Genomic DNA, 18656 nt, shown 5'->3' with positions numbered 1-18656 from the left:
CGTTCAATGTCCCTATTTCCACACACCCTTCACTTTCAGTGACCCTCGCGCCCCGTCCACGTGCAGTCTGTGAAGGAGGCCTTCACAGACTCGCCACCCGGCAGGACACGTTTGCCCTACCCCTCAATAACCACTCACGAGGTACGCGCACCTTCACGCGCCGGCGGGCGATCGACCCCGGTCAGAACGCGGTAGGTCCCGACCGGACGTCAGCCGTTGGCGGCGATGTCCGCGAGGACCGCGGCGATGGTGCGGACCGGGACACCGGTGCCGCCCTTGCCGGTGTAGCCCCACGGCCCGGCGGTGTTGAACGACGGGCCCGCGATGTCGATGTGCGCCCAGGGCAGGCCCTCGGTGACGAACTCGCGCAGGAAGATGCCCGCGGCGAGCATGCCGCCCCAGCGGTGCCCGGTGACGTTGGCCAGGTCGGCGAGGCGCGAGTCGAGGTCGGCGCGCAGCTCCTCCGGCAGCGGCATGGCCCAGCCGCCCTCACCGGTCGCCTGCGCGATCGACGCGATGCGGTCGCGGAACTCGTCCGAGCCCATGACGCCCGCGGTGCGGTTGCCGAGCGCGACGACCTGCGCGCCGGTCAGCGTCGAGGTCTCGATCAGGTAGTCGGGGTTCTCCTCGCCCGCGCGCACGATCGCGTCGGCCAGCACCAGACGGCCTTCGGCGTCGGTGTTGAGCACCTCGACGGTCTTGCCGCCGTACATGCTGAGCACGTCGCCCGGCCGGTACGAGGTGGCCGAGGGCAGGTTCTCTGCCAGCGGGATGTGCGCGACGACCTCGAGCGGGTACTTCAGCTTCGCGGCCAGCACCACGGAGGCGAGCACGGCGGCCGCGCCCGACATGTCCGAGGTCATGTGGTCCATGTTCGCGGCGGGCTTGATCGAGATACCGCCCGAGTCGAAGGTGATGCCCTTGCCGACCAGCGCGACCTTCTTCGACGCCTTCGCGGGCTTGTAGGCGACGCGCAGCAGGCGCGGCTGCCGCGACGAGCCGCCGCCGACACCGAGGATGCCGCCGAAGCCCTTGCGCTTGAGGGCCTTCTCGTCGAGGACCTCGAACTCGAGGTTGTTCGCCTCGGCCAGCGTCTTCGCGCGGTCGGCGAAGGAGGCCGGGAACAGGTCGTTCGGCGGGGTGTTGATCAGGTCGCGGGCGATGATGACCGACTCCGCGATGAGGGTGGCGGCCTTCAGCGTCGCCTTGTGGTCCTTGGCGGTGCCCTCTTCGGGGCTCACGAAGTCGACCTTGGCGACCGGGCCGTCGCCCTTCTCGGAGCGGTACTCGGTGAAGGAGTAGGCGCCGAGCGCGGTGCCCTCGACGGCGGCCTGCAGGTCGATCGCCGACAGCGTGACGAACGCGCGGTCGGTGCCGCTCAGCGCCCGCGCGGCGGCACCGGCGCCCCGGCGGACCTGCTCGGCGGTGATGCCGTCCGCGCCTGCCTTGCCGAGGCCGACGGCCAGGACGACACCTGCGGACAGCTTGCCCAGCGTCGGCACCTTGACGACCTCGTCGGCCTTGCCGGACGCGCCGAGCGTGCCGAGGACGTCGGCGAGCTTGCCGTCGAAGGCGGTGTCGGCAACGGAGGAGCCGGCGGCGAGCGCCAGGCCGTCCTCGCCCTGGATGGTGCCGATGACGACGACGTCGGCGCGCGTCTTGGCAAGCGCTGCTTCGGCGTTCTCGGTCAGGGCAAGCTTCGGCACGGTCACTTCTGGCTCCTCGCGCGTTCGCGGTGGTACCGGGCGTCCGCCCGGTTGGATCGTGAGCCATGCTAATGACAGCGGGACCTGGGGGAACAGCGGGGCCGACCGGGTCACTCGGTGTACAGGAAGGGAGACGGCGTGCGGCTGGCTGGCGGTCTGCTCATCGCACTGGCGGTGGGCACCTCCGGAGCGGACTACTGGGTACTTCTCGCCGCCGTGGTCGCGGCCGTGCTCGCCGTCGTGGCCGAGGCATTCCTGCCGCCGGTGGGGGACACCCGGCCTGAGCGGATCGCGAGCTCCGTTTCGCGGCTGGGCCTGGTCCTGGTCTTCGCGACGACGTTCGGGCAGTACCTCTTCCCGTCCGCGCCGGGCGTCGCCGCCGCGCTGTTCACCGTGGTGGTGGCCGTCGCGGATCTGGCGGGTGTCCGTCTCGGCGACTACGCCGCGCGCTGGATCACCGGCCTGCTCCTGGCCGCGGCCGCCGCCCTGATCGCGATCTGCGTCGGCATCCCGCCACTGGCGCAGTTCATCGCGCCGGATCCGCCGTCCGTGCCCGGTCTCGGCCTCGCCGTGCTGGTCCTGCTGCCGTTCCTGCTGCCCCGGCGCCCCGGCGCGGGCCGCGCGGCGGCGGTGGGTGCGGTGGCCGTGGCGATCATCGCCGTCGCCCTCTACCAGCTGGGACCGCTCCGGCTGGGACTTTCGGCGACGTCGTTCCGCGAACTCCTCGCCGCGGCCGACGGGGTCTCGCTGATTCCGGTGCTGACCGTGGTGGCCGCCGTGGCGACCGTGCCCGTCGCGGTGGACGCCTTCACCGACGGCCGGGAACGGCTTTCCCCGGAACGTCCGAAGACGACACTCGCTTGTGGACTGATCGTGGCCGTCGCGGCCGCCTTCGCTGGGCCGGTCGTGGCCCTCGGGCTCGCGGGAGTGGGAACGCTCGCCGAACTGGTTCTGCGGGTCCGCGCCCGTGGGTACCGTTCAGGGCGTGCGTGATCCTCTCTGGGCCCCTGGCGACACGGTCGTCGAGCGGTTCCTGCGACCGGACGGCTCGATCGGCCAGCATCACCCGCTGCGGGTCATCGCCGACGACGGCACCGTGCTGCTCGGCTGGCTTCCCGCGGACACCCCGATCGTCGGCAGCAGGCTCGCCGACGGGCGGCTCTTCCGCGAGGCGCCGCTCGAGGAGCGGTTCCGGGTGCCGCGGGTGCGCGTGGCCGACTTCTGGCGCGACACCTCGACACTGCGCCGGATCGCTGACGACGAATGGTCGTCGGTCTGGTGGTTCTTCGACGCCGGCGGGCACTTCCTGAACTGGTACGTCAACCTCGAGGTCCCGCTGGGGCGCACGCCGTCCGGGCCGGATCGGATCGACGGCATCCTCGACGTCGCCGTCGAGCCGGGCGGGCGCTGGCAGTGGAAGGACGAGGACGAGGCCGAAGAGGCCGTCCTGGCGGGACGTATCACCGCCGGTCAGCTGGAGCGGCTGCGCGCCGAGGGCGAGCGGATCGGGGCGCTCGCGACGGCCGGGCGGTTCCCCTTCGACGGGACGTGGACCGACTTCCGGCCGGAGCCGGACTGGGCGGCGCCCGGCCTGCCCGACGGGCTGCTCTAGCCCGCGACGAGGAACAGCAGCAGCGCGAGCGCGATGTTGATCACCGCGAGGATGACCACCGACTTGGTGGACAGCTCGCGCGGGAACACCTTGCCGTGGATGTGCCGCCACCAGAAGACGCCGAAGCCGCCGCCGACCAGGCCGAGGAACGCGCCGAAGCCACTGTCCAGCAGGGCCCAGCCGTCCATCATGAGCAGGCCGACGCCGAAGGTGAGCAGCACGGCCGTCACGAAGGTCTTGACGTCGGCCCCCGCGCCGGGGGTGGCGGGCTGGGCCGGGCTGGCGGGCTGCATCTGGTTGTACGTCACGCCGCCATCCTAGGGGCGCGAGCCCTCTCGTGTTCGTCCTAGCGGACAGTTCGACGGGGGTAAAGATATGCGGACGTCCGACTAACGTGGGTCCGACCAAGCGTTATCGTCTTAGGCATGACGACCACGACGCAGTTCGCCCACCTCCCGCACTCGAGCCCCGCGAGCCCGGAACGCGTCGCGGACGTATTGGCCGCACCCGGTTTCGGGCTGCACTTCACCGATCACATGGTGACCGTGAAGTGGAGCGCCGAGAAGGGCTGGCACGACGCGACCGTCGGGCCGTACGCGCCCTTGACGCTCGACCCGGCGACTTCCGTGCTGCACTACGGCCAGGCGATCTTCGAAGGACTCAAAGCCTACCGCCAGCCCGACGGCACGATCGCGGCGTTCCGGCCCGACGCGAACGCGATCCGGTTCCGCAACTCGGCCGAACGCCTCGCCATGCCGCAGCTGCCGGTCGAGATCTTCCTCGACTCGATCCGCGAGCTCCTCGCGGTCGACAGCCGCTGGGTCCCGACGAAACCGGGCGAGTCGCTGTACCTGCGGCCGTTCATGATCTCCACCGAAGCCGGGCTCGGCGTCAACCGGCCCGCGAACGAGTACCTCTACGCGCTGATCGGCTCGCCCGCGGGCTCGTATTTCTCGGGCGGCGTCAAGCCGGTCAAGGTGTGGCTCTCGACCGAGTACGTGCGGGCGGTCCCCGGCGGCACCGGCGAGGCGAAGTGCGCCGGCAACTACGCGGCGTCGTTCCTGGCACAGGCGCAGGCCGTGGAAAAGGGCTGCGACCAGGTCGTGTGGCTCGACGCGGTCGAGCGGCGCTGGATCGAGGAGATGGGCGGGATGAACCTGTTCTTCGTCTTCGGTTCCGGTGACGAGGCCAGGGTCGTGACCCCGGAACTGACCGGCTCGCTGCTGCCGGGCGTGACCCGCAAGTCGCTGCTGGAGCTGGCGAAGTCGTTCGGACACCAGGTCGAGGAGCGGCGCATCTCCACCGACGAGTGGGAGAAGTCGGCGGCTTCGGGTGAGCTGACCGAGGTGTTCGCCTGCGGGACCGCGGCGGTCATCACGCCGGTCGGGCACGTGAAGCACGCGGGCGGCGAGTTCTCCGTCGCCGGCGGGCAGCCGGGTGAGCTGACGATGAAGCTGCGCGGCGCGCTGACCGGCATCCAGGAGGGCACCCGGCCCGCTCCGGAAGGCTGGATGTACCCGCTGGGCTGAGGCTCACGCTCAAAGTCCGTGAAGGCCTCCTTCCCTACTCTCAAGGTAGGGAAGGAGGCCTTCACGGACTTTCGCATCCAGAGGACTAAATGCGGGATGTCAGGAGGCGGGGGCCTCGATCAGCGGCCCGCTCACCCCGGCCTGCTCGTGCGTCGCCATCTCCGCGAGCACCCGCGTCGCCATGAACACCAGCGGCAGCGCCGCGACCGCACCCGTTCCCTCCCCGAGGCGCACGTCCAGATCCAGGATCGGCTCCAGGTCGAGGTGCTCCAGCGCCAGCGAGTGCGCGGGTTCGCCGCCGCGCTGACCCGCTGTCCACCACTGCCGCGCGCCGGGGACGAGTTCCTCGGCGACCAGCGCGGCCGCGGCGGCGACCAGGCCGTCCAGGATCACCGGCGTCTTCCGGAGCGCGGCCTGCGCGAGGAAGCCCGCCATCGCGGCGATGTCGGCGCCCGCGGCGGTGCGCAGCAGTGCGACCGGGTCGGCCAGCACGGTCCTCGCCCGCCGCAGCGCGTCGCGGACCACCGCGGCCTTGCGCATCCAGGCGTTGTCGTCGATCCCTGAACCGCGTCCGACGACGGCCACCGGTTCGCTGCCGGTCAGTGCCGCGACCAGTACCGAGGCCGGGGTGCTGTTCCCGATCCCGAGGTCGCCCGCGATGAGCAGGTCGGCCCCGCCGTCGACCTCGGCGTCGGCGATCGCACGGCCCGCGCGGACGGCGGCCCGCGCCTCGTCGTCGGTCAGCGCGTCCTCGACGTCGATCGAGCCGGACCCGCGCCGCACCTTGAACTCGCCGATGGACTTCGTCGCGGGGGCGTCGCTGTCGACCGCCATGTCGACGACCCGGACGCTCGCGCCCGCCGAGGCCGCCAGCACGTTGATGGCCGCGCCTCCGGTCAGCATGCTGCCGACGAGCTGCGCGGTGACCTCGCCCGGATACGCCGAGACACCCTTCGCGGCGACGCCGTGGTCTCCGGCGAACACCACGACACGGGGCCGGGTGAACGGACGCGGTGGCGACTGGCCCTGACAGGCCGCGACCCATACGCCCAGCTCTTCGAGCCTGCCCAGTGAGCCCGCGGGTTTGATCAGTTTCGCGTGCAGCGCGATCGCCGCCGACCGCGCGTGTTCATCAGGCTGCTCGACTTCGGCGAACTCGAGGATTTCGTCGTCCAACGCCCTGCCCCTTCGGATCGCTTCGGTGGCCGGGCCCAACCTACCCACCCGCCTGTGCCAGAGTTGCCTGTGGCTCAGACGAAGGCCGCCGGGGTGGTGCTCGCGAGCGGAGCGGGCACCCGTGTCGGCGCGAAGCTCAACAAGGTCTACCTGCCGGTGGCGGGCAAACGGGTCGTCGCGTGGTCGCTCGACGCGTTCGCTCACGTGCCGGGGATCGACGTGCTTGTGCTGGTCATCCGGCCGCAGGACACCGGACTCGCGCACGAGGTGCTCGCCGCGCATCCGGGTGAGGTCGAACTCGTCCACGGCGGCGCGACACGTCAGGGTTCGGAGCTGAACGCCTTGCGCCACTTGGCTTCCCGCATCGAAAGCGGCGAGATCGACGCGGTCCTGCTGCACGACGCGGCCCGTCCGCTCGTCACCCCGCAACTGATCGCGGATGTCCTCGCCGACACGCGGCGGTACGGGGGAGCGGTGCCGGGGGTCGCGGCCGACGACATCGTGCGCGTGGACGGCGACGCTGTTTCCGGCGCGCTGCCCGGCGCGATCCGGGTGCAGACGCCGCAGGGTTTCCGCGCCGCCCCGTTGCTGGAGGCGTACGAAACGGCGGAACGTGAGGGTTTCGTCGGCACGGACACGTCTTCGTGCATGGAAAGGTTCTCCGCGCTGCCGGTGCGGTGGGTTCCTGGCAGCGCGGAGAACCTCAAGATCACCTACCCGCACGACCTCGTTGTCGCCGAGCAGGTGATCGGCCGAGGTTAGGGATCTCCCTGGTCGGCCTTGGTCCCGTTGGCGGGCAGGATGGTGACCGGCTGGCGCGCCTCCATCGGGATCACGCAGTCTGGATGTGGTTGCAGCAACTGGATCGGCGCGGCGGGGTCGCCGGGCGGCGGGATGGTGAGCACCGCGCGCAGGGTCCAGTCGGCCGTCGAGTGGTACTGCCACGAGACGAGTGCCGGCCGGAAGACGTCCGTGTCGGCGAGGGTGGTGACCCGGAAGGCGCTCGCCCGTTCCTCACCGCGGAGGATGAGGACGTCGGCGCAGGTGTCCCACTGGAACACCGCGGCGCAGACCTCCGGCTCCTCCCGCGGGCCGAAGATGTAGACGACCCACCGGCGTCTTCGAAGCTCTTCGAGCAGTTCGTCGATGCTCAGATGGTTCATCGAGCCCCCCAACGGGTTTCGGGAACTCTGCGGAGAGTAACAGGTGTACTAGAGCACCGTCCAGAATGTGTACTAGTACGTAATAATGGGGTGTGAGCAGGATCCTTGGTGCTCGCCCATTGGTGTGCTAGAACGCTTGTGCGCACCGCGCGACCTTGTGAGGAGTCACCTTGCCCGCCGTCGACCGACCCGAACCGCCGTATCTCCAGATCGCGGGAAACATTCGCGACGACATCGTTTCGGGCAGGCTCAAGGAAGGTGACACGGTCCCGTCCGCGCGGGAGATCGCCAGGAACTGGAACGTCGCGATGGCGACGGCGATGAAGGTGCTCTCCACGCTCCGGGCGGAAGGTCTGGTCCGCGCGGTCCGCGGGATCGGGACAGTGGTGCAGACCAGGGCACTGCACCGCTCCGCGCACGATCGGACGATCTCGATCGCGCGAACCGGCAAGGTCTATCCGCCGGGCCATTACGCGAAAATCCGTGAGGCCGGGCTCGTCCCGGCGCCGGAGCGGGTGGCGGGCGCCCTCGGCATCGACCAGGGCTCTCCCGCGATCAGGCGGCGGCGGACGACGTACGCCGGCCAGGACGTGCCGGTGTCGACGTCCGTCTCGTGGTTCGACGGCGCTGTCGCGTCGAAGGCGCCGTTGCTGTTCGAGCCGGTGCGGATCGTCGAAGGCACGGTCAAATATGTTGCAGACCGGACAGACCGGGTTCTGAAGTCGACCCATTCTCAGCACGCCGCGGGGCTGGCGGGTGCCGAGGAGGCGAAGGAACTCGGTGTGGCCGTAGGTTCGGCGCTTTTGTTGAGCCGTAACAGGTTCTTGTCCGCCGAGGGAGACGTACTCGAGTACGGCGAATCGGCGGCTTTGCCGGATCACTGGATTTTCTACGAATACGACATCGAGGACGGGGCATGAAGCACATTCACGCGGGTAAGGTCCGCGACCTTTACGAAATCGACGGCGACATTCTGCTCGTCGCGTCGGATCGCGTTTCGGTCTACGACGTCTCGCTGCCGACCCGTATCCCGGACAAGGGCGCGCTGCTGAACCAGCTTTCCGCGTGGTGGTTCGAAAAGATGGCCGACGTGGTGCCGAACCACGTCATTTCCACGACCGACGTCCCGGCGGAATTCGCCGGCCGCGCCACCCGCTGCAAGCCGCTGAAGATGATCCAGGTCGAATGCATCGCGCGCGGCTACCTCACCGGTCTCGGCATGCGCGAATACCAGCGTGACGGCAAGGTTTCCGGCGTCGAACTGCCCGGCGGCCTGGTCGAGGCGGACAAGCTGCCCGAGCCGATCTTCACGCCCACCACGAAGCTCTCCGACACCGGTCACGACGAGTTCATGACCTTCGCCGACGTCGTGAACGAGATCGGCCAGGAGACCGCGGACCGCATCCGCGACCTGACGCTCGAGGTCTACACCAAGGGTGCCGAGCACGCGGCGAAGAACGGCATCATCATCGCCGACACCAAGATCGAATTCGGTTTCGACGCCGACGGTGTGCTGACGCTCGGGGACGAGGTCCTCACGTCGGACTCGTCACGCTTCTGGCCCGCGGACGAGTACGAGCCGGGCCGGACGCAGCACGCGTTCGACAAGCAGTTCGTCCGCGATTGGTCCACGACCACCGGCTGGGACAAGACGCCACCCGGCCCCGCCATCCCGGACGACATCGTCGAAGCGACCCGCAAGCGCTACACCGAGGTCTACGAAAGGATCACCGGGAAGACCTGGGTATCCGGCGGTGGCCATGCCTGAACAGCAGGTCTACGACCCGTACCGGTTGATAGACGACGTCGAGGGCCTGCTGATCCAGCGGGGCCACCGGCCGGAGCGGCTCGACGGCCGGACGGGTGACCGCGTCGCCGGCGCGAGCAGATTGTTGCGGGGCCTGGGAATCGACCCCTTGCGTGCTCCTGGTGACGCCCTCGACCTCGACGGTCAGATCGCGTACCAGTCCCGCGTGCACGGCGACTGATGCATTCGGTCGACTGATTGCGGGAAAAGCGTCCGCGATCAGTCGACTGCTTGCGGAGTCGTGCGGCAACGCCTGTCCGGATGGTCGCTGCCGCCGCTGGGCACGGTGTCTCGCCAGGAGGCGTTGTGAAAGCCACTTTCGCAACCTTCAACGTTGCGAAAGTGGCTTTCACACCACCGCGTCTCACCAAACCGCACCAGGCCGGGGCTCCGAGGGTGACGATGCCCGGACTTCTCGGCTTCAGAGGGCGACAACCGAGCGGAGCCGGCTTCCCTCAGGTTGAGCACGGCACGGTCGCTTCGGTCCCCAACAGGGGAATGCGTGCAAGGGGATCAGGGCGAGCGGGTGAGGGTGGGGTCGGTCTCGGTGACGCCGTCGAGGGCCTCGTCGATCGCGGCGAGCAGATCCGCGTCCAGCTTCACGCCTGCCGCCTTCACGTTCTCGTGCACCTGCTCCGGCCGCGAAGCGCCGATGATCGCCGAGGCGACGTTCGGGTTCTGCAACACCCACGCCACGGCGAGCTGGGCCATCGTCAGGCCCGCCTTGTCCGCGAGCGGCTCAAGCCGCTGGACGCGCTCGAGGACGTCGTCGTTGAGGAAGCGGGCGACCATGTTGGCGCCGCCCTTCTCGTCCGTCGCGCGGGAGCCCTCGGGCAAGGCCTGACCGGGCTTGTACTTGCCGGTGAGCACACCCTGCGCGATCGGCGACCAGACGATCTGGCTGAGCCCTTCGCGTTCGGAAGCCGGGACGACCTGCGCCTCGATGACCCGCCACAGCGCGCTGTACTGCGGCTGGTTCGAGACCAGGGGCACCTTCAGTTCGCGCGCGATCGCCGCGCCCTGGGTGATCTGCTCGGCGGTCCACTCCGAGACACCGACGTAGAGAACCTTGCCCTGGCGGACGAGATCGGCGAAGGCGAGGAACGTCTCTTCGAGCGGGACGGTCCGGTCGAACCGGTGCGCCTGGTAGAGGTCGACGTAGTCGGTGCCGAGCCGCTTCAGCGAAGCGTGCGCCGACTCCATGATGTGCTTGCGGCCGAGGCCCTGGTCGTTGGGGCCCTTGGGGCCGGTCGGCCAGTAGACCTTGGTGAAGATCTCCAGGCTCTCGCGGCGCAGGCCCTTCAGCCCGCGGCCGAGCACCGATTCGGCGGCCGTGTTCGCGTACACGTCGGCGGTGTCGAACGTGGTGATGCCGACGTCGAGCGCCGCCTTGATGCAGGCCTGGGCCTGGTCCTCTTCCACCTGGGACCCGTGGGTGAGCCAGTTGCCGTACGAGATCTCACTGACATTGAGGCCGCTGCGGCCGAGGCGTCGAAACTCCATGGGCACGACTGTACCTCAGGCCGTTAGCCACGCTAACGACCTGGGTTTCGCCTGGTGAGGGCTCAGACCTTGTCGCCGGGGCTGACCCGCGGCTTCGGGACGCGCAGCTTGCGGATCTGGCTCGCGCGGATGAAGGAGTACCAGCCGACGGAGGTGCCCTTGACCGCCTCGTCCGGGAACTTCAGCCGGACCATCTTCGCGATCCGGCGTCCGCTGAGCACGCCTTCGACGATCATGCCGAGCAGCATCACGGTGCACAGCAGCGTCGCGTACCGCTGGACCTCCGGGTACGGGAGGATCAGCGCGACGAACACCAGGATCGCGAGTGGCATGAAGAGACCGAGCAGGTTGCGCCGCGAGTCGACCAGGTCGCGGATGTACGCCTTGACCGGGCCGCGGTCACGGGGGAGCAGGTACTTGTCCTCGCCCGCCATCATCCGCTCGCGGCGTTCCTTGGCGGCGTTGCGCTGCTTCGCCTTGTACTCCGGGTCGGACTTCGCGGACTTGCGGAGTTCCTTGTTGCGCTTCATCGCCTCGCGCATGGTGGTCGGCGGCGGCGCCACCGGGCCGCGGCGCTTGGCCTCGGCCTCACGCCGCTTGGGCGTGGCCTTGCCCTTTCCGGGCGTATACGCCTTGGCCTGGACCTCGATGCCCTCGTTGTCGGGCGTCTCGGTGTCCGTCGTGGCGGAGTCTGTGGTGCTACGGCGCAGGAACCTCACCTCACCAGGGTAGTTGCAGCCGTCACGGTGCCACGCACCAGGCCGAGCGATATGTCACCATGGAGGGGAACAGATCGGGACTCCGACGTGTTGGACCATGTGCAAGACGAGTACCCGCAGCGAGTTCGACCAGAGGGAGAACCATGACGACCGCTGAGCAGGCAGCCGCAGCTCAGGCCGAAACCGCCGAGGAGACGCACGGCGTCACCTTGACCGACGCCGCCGCCGTCAAGGCGAAGGCCCTGCTCGAGCAGGAGGGCCGTGACGACATGCACCTGCGCATCGCCGTCCAGCCCGGTGGGTGCGCGGGCCTGCGCTACCAGCTGTTCTTCGACGAGCGCACGCTCGACGGTGACCTGTTCCGTGACTTCGACGGGCTTCGCGTGGCCGTCGACCGGATGAGCGCGCCGTACGTGTCGAGCGCCGTGATCGACTTCGTCGACTCGATCGAGAAGCAGGGCTTCACGATCGACAACCCCAACGCGACCGGCAGCTGCGCCTGCGGCGACAGCTTCCACTGACGCCCGTCGAGCATGAAGAAGGGCCGCGAACCTCACCCAGGTCGCGGCCCTTCTTCATGCCCGCAGCTCTTGAATACCCTCAGCGGGATCAGACGTAGGCGTCCAGATCGGCGACCTGGGCGAGGCAGCGCTCGTCCACGGTCCAGGGCGGGGCGATCTGCCGGGGCAGGGGCAGGTTCTCGGCCTGGAGGGACGACGGGATCCCGGCACAGTCGGCGATGAGTTCGCCGATCGATTCCGGTTCGAGGTGATACGCAGGAGTGGTCACGAACGACAAAGTTAATGACTCGTGTTCGAGTAGGACACCACTACCAACCGGTAGTGTTGATGGCCGTGCCTGAAGCAACCCGTATGGGGCATGACCTGCGGGTAACTTAGCCGTCCTCGCTTCCGCGGGGCCGACCGATCAAGGAGAACCGGTGGCAGACAGCGCCAGGATCGCAGTATCCGGCAGTATCGCAACCGATCACCTCATGCACTTTCCGGGCAGGTTCGCCGAGCAGCTCATCGCCGAGCAGCTGCACCGCGTGTCCCTGAGCTTCCTGGCCGACGACCTGGTGGTCCGGCGGGGCGGGATCGGCGCGAACATCGCGTTCGGCCTCGGCGTACTCGGCAAAAGCCCGATCCTCGTCGGCGCGGTGGGCGCCGACTTCGCCGACTACCGCTCGTGGCTCGAGCGGCACGGCGTCGACACCGCCGGTGTACTGGTCTCCGAGGTCGCGCACACCGCCCGCTTCGTCTGCACCACCGATGAAGACCTCTGCCAGATCGCGACCTTCTACGCCGGGGCGATGGCCGAATCCCGCAACATCGAGCTGGAACCGGTCGCCGCGCACGCCGGCGAACTGTCGCTCGTGCTGATCAGCCCGGACGACCCCGAAGGCATGGTCCGGCACGCGGAGGAGTGCCGTCAGCGCGGTTACACCTTCGCCGTCGACCCCTCGCAGCAGCTGGCCCGGATGGACGGTGAGCAGGTGCGCGCCTTCGTCGAGGGCGCGAAGTACCTGTTCAGCAACGACTACGAATGGGAACTGCTGCTCCAGAAGACCGGCTGGACCGAGGCCGACGTCCTCGACCGCGTCGGCATGCGGATCACCACGCTCGGGGAGAAGGGCGTCGAGATCATCGGCAAGGACGGCCTCGCGCTGCAGATCGGCGCCGTCCCGGAGCGCGGCAAGGTCGACCCGACCGGTGTCGGGGACGGTTTCCGCGCCGGGTTCATCGCCGGGATCGACGGCGGGCTCAGCCTGGAGCGTTCGGCGCAGCTGGGGTCGCTCATCGCCGTGCTGGTGCTGGAGACCGTGGGCACGCAGGAGTGGGCCTTCGACCGCGCGGACGTCCTGGGGCGTCTGAAGGAGGCCTTCGGACCGGAGTCCGCCGAGGAGATCGCGGCGATCCTGCCCGCTTGAGCTTGAAGTCCGTGAAGGCCTCCTTCCCTACCTTGAGAGTAGGGAAGGAGGCCTTCACGGACTTGGGCAGCAAGGGGGCTTTACGCGCGGCGGGTCAGGATGGCGGCGACCTCGGCGGGGCGTGACATGTGGGGGCAGTGCCCGGCGTCGATCTCGATCGCGCCGACGCCGAGCCGGTCCCTGGCCGCCTGGCGCATCCACCCCGGCTTCAGCGTGCGATCACGCGTGGGGACGATCACCGTCGACGGGATTTCCGGCGCGGGTCCGGCGCGGTGTGCCGCGAGGACCGCGGGATTGAACAACCGCAAGCTGTCCAGTGCCAGGTGTTCGGTCTCGGGATCGCAGTCGTGGAACAGGAATTCCGACGCCTTCGCGGGATCCGAGGTCGGGTCCACGCCGATCCACTCGGGAGCGAACAAGGTCAGGACCTCGTCGCGCAGGCTCCGGCCCCCGGCGAAGTCGGGGATGTAGGCGGCGACCCACACCATCGCCCGCGCGTCGAGCGCCTCGGCGATCGAGGGGAGCAGGACCCCGGCCCCGGAATGGGCCACCACGACCGGCCGCTCGCCGTCGTACTGGTCCCGCGCGTGCTGCGCGTAACCCTCGACCTGCAGTTCGGCCGGGGTCAGCAGGTCCACCGCGATCGCGCGGTGCCCGGCGGCCCTGAGCAACTTGGCCATGCGGTCCCAGCCCGCCGGGCTCTGCGTCGTGCCGTGCACGAGGACGAAGTCCATCGCTCCATGCTGGCCTCCACCGGGTGAACGGTGAAGGCCGGCGTGTCGAGTCGTGACTAGAGTTTCACCGGGTAGACGGGTTCCGGGATCTCGGGCTTGATGCGGTTCTCGACGAAGATCCCGTGCCACAGCATGAACACCAGCAGCGCCCACAGCTGGCGGCTGCGGTCGAGCTGCCCGGCCTTGTGCTCTTCGAGCAGCGCCAGGACGGCCTTCTTGTCGAGCAGCGCGTCGGTCTGCGAGTCCGAGATGATGCCCTTGGCCCAGTCGTACATCTCGTTGCGCAGCCAGAGCCGGATCGGCACCGGGAAGCCGAGCTTGCGCCGGTTCAGCACGTGTCCGGGGATGATCTTCGCCAGCGCCTGGCGCAGCGCGTACTTCGTGGTGCCGTGCGCGAGCTTCTGGTCCAGCGGGATGGTCGAGGCGACCTTGAACACCTCGGCGTCGAGGAACGGCACGCGCAGTTCCAGCGAGTTCGCCATGGTCACCTTGTCGGCCTTGACCAGGATGTCGCCGCGCAGCCAGGTGTAGAGGTCGACGTGCTGCATCCGCGCGACCGGGTCCCAGTCACGGGAGATCTCGTACCAAGGAGCGGTGACGTCCTTGAAGCCGATGCCTTCCTCGTACGTGCGCAGCACCTTGCGGAGCTGGTCGTCGCGGAAGTTGCGGGCGTTGCCGTAGTAGCGGTCCTCCAGCGGCAGGGCGCCGCGACGCAGCAGGTCCTTGCCGCGGGTGCCTTCCGGGATCTTCGTGGAGACCTTGCCGATGATCTTCCGCATCCCGCCGGGGATCTTCTCGAACGGCGCCAGCGAGATCGGCTCGTTGTAGATCGTGTACCCGCAGAAGAGCTCGTCGGCGCCTTCGCCGGACAGCACCGCCTTGACGTGCTTACGTGCTTCGCGGGCGATGAACCACAGCGGCACGAGCGCCGGGTCGGCCACCGGGTCGTCGAGGTACCAGACGATGAGCGGCAGCGCTTCCATCATCTCGTCCGCGGAAACCGTGCGGACCACGTGCTTCACACCGATCGCGGCGGCCGATTCGGCGGCGACGTCGACCTCGGAGTAGCCCTCGCGCTCGAACCCGGTGGTGAACGCGATCAGGTTCGGGTTGTGCTCCTTGGCCAGCGTCGCGGTCGCGGTCGAGTCGATGCCGCCGGAGAGGAACGCGCCGACCGTGACGTCCGGGTCGGAGATCATGTGCTTGCCGACCGAGTCGCGCATCACATCGGCGATCCGCTCGTACAGCTCGTCGGCCTCGGCCTGGTTGTTGACCGGCTTCGCGTTGAACTGCGGGTGGAAGTAGCGGGTGAACTCGACGTCACCGCCGGGGACCACCCGGAACGACGTGCCGGACTCGACGCGGCGGACCCCGGTGTGCATCGACTCGGGCTCCGGCACGTACTGCAGCACCAGGTAGTGCTGCAGGGCGGTCTTGTCCAGCTTGTCCTCGACGCCGAGCACGCTCGAAAGCTCCAGCAGGCTCTTCTTCTCGCTGGAGAAGGCGATCTTGCCGGGGCCCGCCGAGTAGAACAGCGGCTTGATGCCGAACGGGTCGCGCGCGCCGAAGACGACCTTCTCCTGGGAGTCCCAGATCATGAAGGCGAACATGCCGCGCAGCTTCTTCACCGCGTCGTCGCCGAGGTAGTGGTACGCCGCGACGATCGCCTCGCCGTCACCCTCCGTGGCGAATTTCGCGCCGTGCTCGGCGGCCAGCTCGTCACGCAGCTCTTTGTAGTTGTAGATCTCGCCGTTGAAGTTCAGCGTGTAACGCTCGGGAGCCTCCGGCGGGCCCCAGATCAGCGGCTGATGGGCGTGGTCGACGTCGATGAAGGCGAGCCGGTTGAAGCCGTAGACGACCTCGGCGTCGGCCCAGGTGTCGTGCTCGTCGGGGCCGCGGTGGCGCTGGCAGCGCATGGCCGCGTCGACGGCGTCACGGGCGCTCGCAGCGTCGGCTTCGGTCGAACAGATCAGTCCAAGCAGGCCGCACACGTCTAGTTCACACACCTCTTGTTGGCCGAGCGGGGGAGAAGGGCCCAGTATGCCGGTGGGCCGGTACACCCGGATGTGGTGGGGGATACGCGTGTTGTGGTCACCCCTTAGTCAGCGCGGTGCCGTAACTCGGCTAGGCTCCGCCCTGTCACAAAGATCGGTCGAGGAGGCTCTGGGTGAAAGGGCAAGGCGCAGTGGGAAATCCAGAGCGCACCCCGGTTAAGCGGGCTGGTCGTATCGCAGCGCTCGCCGCGCTGGTGATGCTGACCGCGACGGGCTGTTCCGGGGACGAGATCCTCCGCTTCGGCTGGCCGGTCGGGGTGACCCCGCAGGCGCACGACATGCGCACCCTGTGGACGTGGACCGTCGTGGCCGCGCTGACCGTCGGTGTCATCGTCTGGGCGCTGATCTTCTGGACCGCGATCTTCCACCGCAAGAAGAAGACCGCCGACGGCGCGGAAGAGGAACTGCCCCGTCAGTTCCAGTACAACATCCCGCTGGAGCTCTTCACGGTCGTCGTCCCGACGATCATGGTCTGCGTGCTGTTCTTCTTCACCGCGACCACCGAGAACCGCGTGCTCGCCGAGACGGAGAACCCGGACGTCACGGTCGACATCGTCGCGTTCCAGTGGAACTGGGAGTTCAAGTACAAGAGCGACTCCAAGAACCACGAAGACCCCGAGATCACCACGGTCGGCAGCTCGACCGAGATCCCGCTGCTCGTCCTGCCGACGAACAAGACGATCCAGTACAACCTGCGGTCGGCCGACGTCATCCACTCGTTCTGGGTGCCGGAGTTCCACTTCAAGCGGGACGTCATGCCGGACCCGGAGAAGAACAACCAGGACTTCACCTTCCAGAACTCGATCGACAAGGAAGGTTCGTTCGTCGGCCGCTGCGCCGAACTGTGCGGCACCTACCACTCGGGGATGAACTTCGAGGTCAGGGCCCTGTCGCCGGACAAGTACGCGCAGTACATCCAGCTCCGCGGCACGGTGAACCCGAAGAGCGGCAAGCCCAACACGGCTTCCGAGGCGCTGACGGCGATGAACTGTGGCGACCTGTGCGCGCCCTACGCCGTCACCACCACCCCGTTCAACACCGACCGCACCGCGCGGGTCGCGTCCAACTGACCCGGCTGTTCGAGCCCGAAACAGGAGTGAGGCAACGTCCATGAAGGTCGAAGGACGGATTTTCTTCCTCGTCGCGGTCTTCTCCGTCATCGTGGCGGGTATCTACGCGTACATGACCGGAACGATGACCCGCGACGGCGTCGAGCCGGTCGGTGTGGTGGCCCTGATCCTCACCGGTGGCCTGGCCTTCCTGGCCGGGAGCTACCTGCAGTTCGTGGCGCGGCGCATCGAGCCGCGGCCGGAGGACCGGGAAGACGCCGAGATCAGTGACGGTGCCGGTGAGCTGGGCTTCTTCAGCCCCGGCAGCTACTGGCCGATCGCTCTCGCGGCGGCCGCCGCGCTGACCGGTGTCGCGCTCGCGTTCTTCCACGTCTGGCTGCTGATCATCGCGCTGGGCCTGGTGATCGTCGCCATCGGCGGGCTGGTGTTCGAGTACCACACCGGCCCCAACCACGACTGACGTTCCGACGTCGAAAGCGGCGCCTTGGTCTTCGGACCGGGGCGCCGCTTTTCGCGTTCGAGCGAGCTGGGCGACTGCCACCTTCCTCACTTCGGGCTTGGCCACGCGCGGTCGGTGTGGCTGGTGGTGTGTCCGGGGCGAACGCACGGACCGGACTCACGACCACCTCGGCCGAGTGGGTGCTTTGCGTGACTGGGTGGACGACACGTGTGTTCAGGTGGACGACACGCGTGATTGGACGGAGCGACCGGCCGCCGCCGGCTTGGCCGTGCGTTTCGGGGCGAGGGCGGCCGCCAGGACGGCCAGCATCCCCAAGCCTTCCGGCCAGGTCGGCCGGTGCCCGTAGGCGAGGACGTCCACCACCACCGCGACCACGGGATAGACGTAGGACAGCAGCGCCACCGTCGTGGTCGGCAGCTTCCCGATGCTCGCGTACATCAGGACGTACATCAGCGCGGTGTGCACCGTTCCCAGCAGGACCAGCCACAGCAGCCCCGAAGTGTCCGTGGGCAGCGGTGTGACCAGCAGCGCGGGTGCGAGCACGATCGTGCCGGTCACGAGCTGGACGGCCGCCAGGACGTGCGGGCGCAGGTGTTTGAGCTGCTTCGCGACGAACGAAGCACCGGCGTAGAGCGCGGCCGCGCCCAGGGCGAGCGCGATGCCTTCGAGCCGCACGGGTTTGCCGTCGGCACCGTGCGCGGACAGCGAGATGAGCGTCACCCCGCCGAACGCGATCAGCGCCCGGATCAGCTGGCTCTTCGCCATTTTCTCGCCGAGGAACGCCGCCGCGAGACCGACCAGCATCAGCGGCTGCGTGTGGTACACGACCGTGCTGACCGAGATCGACGACAGCGCGTACGAAGCGAACAGCAGTACCCAGTTCCCGACCAGGAACAGCCCGCCGAGGATGGCGAGCAGCAGGTCGCGGCGGGTGAGTGTCCAGGGGCGGAGCCACCCGCGAGCGGCGCTCCACACCACGAGCAGCAGACCGCCGACGAGACTCCTCGCGAACGCCACGGCGGGCGCGTCGGCGCCGCTTTCCAGGACGACGGCGCCGATCGTGCCGGACAGCGCCATCGCGGCCGTCCACTGGAGCAGGGGGTTGTTCTTGTTCATGGGCACCACTTTCGCCTTCGCGCCCACACTCGACCAGTGTCAGAGATGACATCGACCGCAAAACTTGTGACACACTG

General features: G+C 68.6%; 21 protein-coding genes. 11 read left to right on the top strand and 10 right to left on the bottom strand.

What is annotated here, in order from left to right; translation table 11 throughout:
- Positions 1 to 209: 209 nt before the first annotated feature.
- Entirely contained in the window at positions 210 to 1712 is a 1503-nt protein-coding gene (locus tag AMYAL_RS0106075) for a leucyl aminopeptidase (protein WP_020630423.1), read from the bottom strand.
- A 132-nt stretch (positions 1713 to 1844) separates the two neighbouring features.
- On the opposite strand from AMYAL_RS0106075, the gene AMYAL_RS0106070 reads away from it, so the two are divergent.
- Both AMYAL_RS0106070 and AMYAL_RS0106065 read left to right on the top strand, forming a co-directional pair.
- Entirely contained in the window at positions 1845 to 2699 is an 855-nt protein-coding gene (locus AMYAL_RS0106070) for a hypothetical protein (protein ID WP_026466789.1), read from the top strand.
- The gene (locus AMYAL_RS0106065; RefSeq protein WP_020630421.1) at positions 2692 to 3318 is read left to right on the top strand and encodes a ribonuclease FAU-1 family protein; all 627 of its coding nucleotides are present in this window, start codon (positions 2692 to 2694) and stop codon (positions 3316 to 3318) included. The genes AMYAL_RS0106070 and AMYAL_RS0106065 overlap by 8 nt, the downstream gene beginning before the upstream one ends.
- Here AMYAL_RS0106065 and AMYAL_RS0106060 read toward each other — a convergent pair.
- Positions 3315 to 3626 (bottom strand): hypothetical protein, encoded by a 312-nt coding sequence (locus tag AMYAL_RS0106060; protein ID WP_020630420.1) that lies wholly within the window; start codon positions 3624 to 3626, stop codon positions 3315 to 3317. The two genes, AMYAL_RS0106065 and AMYAL_RS0106060, sit on opposite strands and share 4 nt — an antisense overlap.
- A gap of 117 nt (positions 3627 to 3743) precedes the next feature.
- On the opposite strand from AMYAL_RS0106060, the gene AMYAL_RS0106055 reads away from it, so the two are divergent.
- Positions 3744 to 4847: a branched-chain amino acid aminotransferase gene (locus AMYAL_RS0106055; protein ID WP_020630419.1), complete on the top strand. Its 1104-nt coding sequence runs from the start codon at positions 3744 to 3746 to the stop codon at positions 4845 to 4847.
- Positions 4848 to 4946: 99 nt separating this feature from the next.
- On the opposite strand, the gene cobT is transcribed toward AMYAL_RS0106055, so the two are convergent.
- On the bottom strand, positions 4947 to 6023 hold the full coding sequence (gene cobT, locus AMYAL_RS0106050; protein ID WP_020630418.1) for a nicotinate-nucleotide--dimethylbenzimidazole phosphoribosyltransferase: 1077 nt from the start codon (positions 6021 to 6023) through the stop codon (positions 4947 to 4949).
- Between the two features lie 93 nt (positions 6024 to 6116).
- Between cobT and AMYAL_RS0106045 the strand changes: the two genes are divergently transcribed.
- The gene (locus tag AMYAL_RS0106045; RefSeq protein WP_020630417.1) at positions 6117 to 6785 is read left to right on the top strand and encodes an IspD/TarI family cytidylyltransferase; all 669 of its coding nucleotides are present in this window, start codon (positions 6117 to 6119) and stop codon (positions 6783 to 6785) included.
- Here the strand turns inward: AMYAL_RS0106045 and AMYAL_RS0106040 are convergent.
- Positions 6782 to 7186, bottom strand: a complete 405-nt coding sequence (locus AMYAL_RS0106040) for a hypothetical protein (protein ID WP_020630416.1) — start codon at positions 7184 to 7186, stop codon at positions 6782 to 6784. The genes AMYAL_RS0106045 and AMYAL_RS0106040 overlap by 4 nt on opposite strands.
- Positions 7187 to 7356: 170 nt before the next feature.
- Here AMYAL_RS0106040 and AMYAL_RS0106035 point away from each other — a divergent pair, with 170 nt between their 5' ends.
- From AMYAL_RS0106035 to AMYAL_RS0106025, 3 genes are read left to right on the top strand one after another with little or no spacing between them, the layout of a single operon-like run.
- A complete protein-coding gene (locus AMYAL_RS0106035) occupies positions 7357 to 8106 on the top strand; it encodes a GntR family transcriptional regulator (RefSeq protein WP_020630415.1) in 750 nt (249 codons plus the stop codon).
- Positions 8103 to 8954, top strand: a complete 852-nt coding sequence (locus AMYAL_RS0106030; protein WP_020630414.1) for a phosphoribosylaminoimidazolesuccinocarboxamide synthase — start codon at positions 8103 to 8105, stop codon at positions 8952 to 8954. The genes AMYAL_RS0106035 and AMYAL_RS0106030 overlap by 4 nt, the downstream gene beginning before the upstream one ends.
- A complete protein-coding gene (locus AMYAL_RS0106025) occupies positions 8947 to 9174 on the top strand; it encodes a hypothetical protein (RefSeq protein ID WP_039795309.1) in 228 nt (75 codons plus the stop codon). The genes AMYAL_RS0106030 and AMYAL_RS0106025 overlap by 8 nt, the downstream gene beginning before the upstream one ends.
- 332 nt (positions 9175 to 9506) lie before the next feature.
- Here AMYAL_RS0106025 and AMYAL_RS0106020 read toward each other — a convergent pair whose 3' ends face one another.
- Together AMYAL_RS0106020 and AMYAL_RS0106015 are read right to left on the bottom strand one after the other, a co-directional pair.
- Complete coding sequence (locus AMYAL_RS0106020; RefSeq protein ID WP_020630412.1) at positions 9507 to 10496, bottom strand: aldo/keto reductase family protein; 990 nt, start codon at positions 10494 to 10496, stop codon at positions 9507 to 9509.
- 62 nt (positions 10497 to 10558) lie between these two features.
- On the bottom strand, positions 10559 to 11215 hold the full coding sequence (locus AMYAL_RS0106015; RefSeq protein WP_020630411.1) for a DUF3043 domain-containing protein: 657 nt from the start codon (positions 11213 to 11215) through the stop codon (positions 10559 to 10561).
- A 143-nt stretch (positions 11216 to 11358) separates the two neighbouring features.
- On the opposite strand from AMYAL_RS0106015, the gene AMYAL_RS0106010 reads away from it, so the two are divergent.
- Entirely contained in the window at positions 11359 to 11736 is a 378-nt protein-coding gene (locus tag AMYAL_RS0106010; RefSeq protein WP_005164197.1) for a HesB/IscA family protein, read from the top strand.
- Positions 11737 to 11824: 88 nt separating this feature from the next.
- Here the strand turns inward: AMYAL_RS0106010 and AMYAL_RS0106005 are convergent, their stop codons facing one another.
- Positions 11825 to 12013 (bottom strand): hypothetical protein, encoded by a 189-nt coding sequence (locus AMYAL_RS0106005; protein WP_005164196.1) that lies wholly within the window; start codon positions 12011 to 12013, stop codon positions 11825 to 11827.
- 142 nt (positions 12014 to 12155) lie between these two features.
- Here AMYAL_RS0106005 and AMYAL_RS0106000 point away from each other — a divergent pair, with 142 nt between their 5' ends.
- Positions 12156 to 13145: a carbohydrate kinase family protein gene (locus tag AMYAL_RS0106000; RefSeq protein WP_026466788.1), complete on the top strand. Its 990-nt coding sequence runs from the start codon at positions 12156 to 12158 to the stop codon at positions 13143 to 13145.
- An 80-nt stretch (positions 13146 to 13225) separates the two neighbouring features.
- Here AMYAL_RS0106000 and AMYAL_RS0105995 read toward each other — a convergent pair whose 3' ends face one another.
- Together AMYAL_RS0105995 and asnB are read right to left on the bottom strand one after the other, a co-directional pair.
- Entirely contained in the window at positions 13226 to 13879 is a 654-nt protein-coding gene (locus AMYAL_RS0105995; RefSeq protein WP_020630409.1) for an alpha/beta fold hydrolase, read from the bottom strand.
- 56 nt (positions 13880 to 13935) lie between these two features.
- Positions 13936 to 15870 carry an asparagine synthase (glutamine-hydrolyzing) gene (asnB, locus tag AMYAL_RS0105990; RefSeq protein ID WP_020630408.1) on the bottom strand — a complete coding sequence of 645 codons (1935 nt, stop codon included), beginning with the start codon at positions 15868 to 15870 and terminating at the stop codon, positions 13936 to 13938.
- Between the two features lie 194 nt (positions 15871 to 16064).
- On the opposite strand from asnB, the gene ctaC reads away from it, so the two are divergent.
- Together ctaC and AMYAL_RS0105980 are read left to right on the top strand one after the other, a co-directional pair.
- The gene (gene ctaC / locus AMYAL_RS0105985) at positions 16065 to 17003 is read left to right on the top strand and encodes an aa3-type cytochrome oxidase subunit II (protein WP_039793830.1); all 939 of its coding nucleotides are present in this window, start codon (positions 16065 to 16067) and stop codon (positions 17001 to 17003) included.
- A 40-nt stretch (positions 17004 to 17043) separates the two neighbouring features.
- Positions 17044 to 17463 carry a cytochrome c oxidase subunit 4 gene (locus AMYAL_RS0105980; RefSeq protein WP_020630406.1) on the top strand — a complete coding sequence of 140 codons (420 nt, stop codon included), beginning with the start codon at positions 17044 to 17046 and terminating at the stop codon, positions 17461 to 17463.
- A 213-nt stretch (positions 17464 to 17676) separates the two neighbouring features.
- Here the strand turns inward: AMYAL_RS0105980 and AMYAL_RS45710 are convergent, their stop codons facing one another.
- Positions 17677 to 18579 carry a DMT family transporter gene (locus AMYAL_RS45710; protein WP_020630405.1) on the bottom strand — a complete coding sequence of 301 codons (903 nt, stop codon included), beginning with the start codon at positions 18577 to 18579 and terminating at the stop codon, positions 17677 to 17679.
- Positions 18580 to 18656 lie beyond the last annotated feature (77 nt).

The sequence above is a fragment of the Amycolatopsis alba DSM 44262 genome, assembly GCF_000384215.1.
Classification (GTDB): domain Bacteria; phylum Actinomycetota; class Actinomycetes; order Mycobacteriales; family Pseudonocardiaceae; genus Amycolatopsis; species Amycolatopsis alba.
Note: the sequence above shows the minus strand (reverse complement) of the source record. Positions and strands in the feature narration are given on the sequence as shown.

Coding starts and splice junctions, on each gene's coding strand:
- AMYAL_RS0106055 (WP_020630419.1), top strand. CDS start 3,744: ATGACGACCACGACGCAGTTCGCCCACCTCCCGCACTCGAGCCCCGCG.
- AMYAL_RS0106040 (WP_020630416.1), bottom strand. CDS start 7,186: ATGAACCATCTGAGCATCGACGAACTGCTCGAAGAGCTTCGAAGACGC.
- AMYAL_RS0106030 (WP_020630414.1), top strand. CDS start 8,103: ATGAAGCACATTCACGCGGGTAAGGTCCGCGACCTTTACGAAATCGAC.
- AMYAL_RS0106025 (WP_039795309.1), top strand. CDS start 8,947: ATGCCTGAACAGCAGGTCTACGACCCGTACCGGTTGATAGACGACGTC.
- AMYAL_RS0106020 (WP_020630412.1), bottom strand. CDS start 10,496: ATGGAGTTTCGACGCCTCGGCCGCAGCGGCCTCAATGTCAGTGAGATC.
- AMYAL_RS0106010 (WP_005164197.1), top strand. CDS start 11,359: ATGACGACCGCTGAGCAGGCAGCCGCAGCTCAGGCCGAAACCGCCGAG.
- AMYAL_RS0105995 (WP_020630409.1), bottom strand. CDS start 13,879: ATGGACTTCGTCCTCGTGCACGGCACGACGCAGAGCCCGGCGGGCTGG.
- AMYAL_RS0105980 (WP_020630406.1), top strand. CDS start 17,044: ATGAAGGTCGAAGGACGGATTTTCTTCCTCGTCGCGGTCTTCTCCGTC.
- AMYAL_RS45710 (WP_020630405.1), bottom strand. CDS start 18,579: ATGAACAAGAACAACCCCCTGCTCCAGTGGACGGCCGCGATGGCGCTG.